The 1,866-nt window shown below is 30.3% G+C and carries 2 protein-coding genes and 1 pseudogene; all 3 read left to right on the forward strand.

Annotated elements, in window-relative coordinates:
- Positions 1-411 precede the first annotated feature (411 nt).
- A pseudogene (locus tag FD20_RS14140) lies at positions 412-573 on the forward strand (HAD-IC family P-type ATPase); the annotation flags it as partial.
- Between the two features lie 90 nt (positions 574-663).
- The gene (locus FD20_RS12455) at positions 664-897 is read left to right on the forward strand and encodes a heavy-metal-associated domain-containing protein (RefSeq protein ID WP_057738912.1); all 234 of its coding nucleotides are present in this window, start codon (positions 664-666) and stop codon (positions 895-897) included.
- Between the two features lie 752 nt (positions 898-1,649).
- Entirely contained in the window at positions 1,650-1,823 is a 174-nt protein-coding gene (locus FD20_RS13475) for a hypothetical protein (RefSeq protein WP_235807789.1), read from the forward strand.
- The last annotated feature ends 43 nt before the right edge of the window (positions 1,824-1,866 follow it).

Below are 1,866 nucleotides of genomic sequence, written 5' to 3' on the forward strand. Positions count from 1 at the left end.
TTTAAGTGCACTTAAAATACGCACAAGCGCGTAGCCTTGTGCTAAAAATTGGTTAACTAGCGGCAATCCCACATTACGGACTATTTTTTGGCTAGTAAGATGGCCGCTCGCTTTAAAATTTCGTTTTCTTCCTCCAAAATAGCGAGGCGCTTCTCTAGTTGCTTGACGTCTTTTAACGTCTTTGACTGACCCTTGATCATGATTGGGGTAGCTTGTTTAACCCAAATAGCAATAGAATCTTTCGACGGACCAAATTATTCTGCTAATGATTTAAGTGAACGGCCTTCTTGGTGAAGTTTAACCAATGAATCTTTGAAATCTTGTGAATAACGAATTGACATAAAAATACTCCTATACTTTCATTTTACGGACTGAATAAAAATAGTCCATTTTTTTAGTATAAGAGCACTTCAAAATATTATTATTGCAGTAGGGGTTGTATTAGTCCTTCTTGCCAGCGTATTTTTTAGTGAATGGATGAACATGTCAATAGGTATGTTAGTACATGAAGCAAGTATATTAGTGGTAATTTTAAATGGTATGAGACTTCTTCGCTATAAATTAAGAAAATAAAAAAGAAATGAAATTATTGATGTAAATCAATTTATTATAGATAATAATAGAATATAATACAATTAACATAAACTAAAGGAGAGATGAAAAATGCAAAAAGCAACCATTCAATTAGAAACATTAACATGTCCATCATGTATGCAAAAAATAGAAAACGGAGTGAAATCCTTAGAAGGGGTAGATAAAGAAAGTTTAAAGGTATTATTTAATTCAAGCAAAGTAAGAGTAGAATATGACGATGAAGAAGTATCTATAAAAGACATTGAACATACCATCGATAAATTAGGATATAAAGTTATAAAGTCTCAAATAAAAGCTTTATAAAATAAGAGGGAATAAGTTTGGTTTTAATGATAGTAGATGATGGTTAATGTCAGGGACACAGTTACCAAGTTATAATGTCGTTGATATGTTCTCATATACGAAAGCTCACAGTGGATATGTTACCGCACAGATAGTTTGTGATAAAAACATTTAGGCTTCTATTTTTTGACAGCTATCCTCTCATAACATATTGAATCAATAACGGTTTTAACGCGGACAGAAAATATTTAAAAAATATTGACTCATTTTTTTAGTATTTTTGTTAAACTATTGACGACGATAAATTTGTATAAGGAGTTGGGGTAAAAGTTAGATTTTACCCAGCTTTTTCTTTTTTTATTCCATATGAATGGTGTTCCATAAGTTAAAGGTCTCCAGCTTATCTTGAATTGCTTGGGGTGAAGCTCTTGCTATCTTCATGATTTCTCACTAACTAGTAGTCGGTGTCCAAATTTTTTCAGCTTATGATACACTTGTTTTTTATATTAATTTTTAATTATTAAAAGCATTGATTTATTTTATTAAATCAAATAACATGAAACTGTTATTATAATTAGCTTTTAGTGAGAAAATTAAGATAAGCATATTGAAATCCAAAATTCAATATATGTGTCTTTGTGGATTACGTCTTAGATGATCCACTGTTTTGGCATGAGTTTTTTCTAGCTAAAAAATGGAACGGATGAGGCTAAATCTTTTATTTTAAGATTTAGCTTTTTTTATATCTTTGTATACATTAGGAGGAAGTTTGGATGTGGAAAATAATTAGTAAAGCTTTACCTCAAATTTTGGAGGCTGGTTCCAAATATACCGTTCTGTTAACGCTTATTTCTTTTTTCTTTGGAATAATATTAGCCCTTTTTACAGCGTTAATAAGATTAACTAAAAATAACGGCTTTTTCTTAGAAGCTATCCAAGATCTATGATTTTTGATATACTTCTATGTAAAAAGCGAGTTTAAGCTATGAA

It is taken from the genome of Liquorilactobacillus uvarum DSM 19971, from assembly GCF_001434935.1.
In the GTDB taxonomy this organism is placed as follows: domain Bacteria; phylum Bacillota; class Bacilli; order Lactobacillales; family Lactobacillaceae; genus Liquorilactobacillus; species Liquorilactobacillus uvarum.